1 protein-coding gene is annotated in these 451 nt (G+C 71.0%); it reads left to right on the top strand.

Annotation, left to right across the window (positions count from 1 at the left end; translation table 11 throughout):
* A partial coding sequence (locus E2C06_RS36995; RefSeq protein ID WP_133293442.1) for a TAXI family TRAP transporter solute-binding subunit occupies positions 1 to 451 on the top strand: 451 nt, incomplete at both ends.

Genomic DNA, 451 nt, shown 5'->3' with positions numbered 1-451 from the left:
TCAGCGGTGACCCCGCGGTGCAGGCCGAGGCGTTGGCGGCCGGCCACATTGACGCCTTCTGGCAAGGCGCGGTGGTACCCATTCCCTCGCTGCTGCTGGCGCTCGGACGTGCCGACGCCGTGGTGTTCGGGCTGCCGGCGCCGCTGGTCACGGCCATCACGGCGCGCCTGCCCTACCTTTCGCCCACGACCCTGCCGCCCGGGACCTATCCTGGGCAGGCTGCTCCGATCGAGAGCTTCGGCGCCTGGAACTTCATCGTGGCCAATGCCGCGCTGCCGGAGGCGCAGGCGTATGACCTGACCAACCGCGTACTCTCCGCCCGTGACCCCGCTTCGGAGATCCACCCGAGCGCGGCTGCGACCCGCGCCGCGAATGCTGGTACCAACCGCGTCCTGCCCTTCCATCCCGGTGCGGCTCGGTTCTACCGGGAGCAGGGCATCGCGCTGGCCAT

The organism is Dankookia rubra (assembly GCF_004355005.1).
Lineage (GTDB): Bacteria > Pseudomonadota > Alphaproteobacteria > Acetobacterales > Acetobacteraceae > Paracraurococcus > Paracraurococcus ruber_A.
The sequence above is the reverse complement of the archived record's forward strand: the minus strand, read 5'-3'. Positions and strand labels throughout refer to the sequence as shown.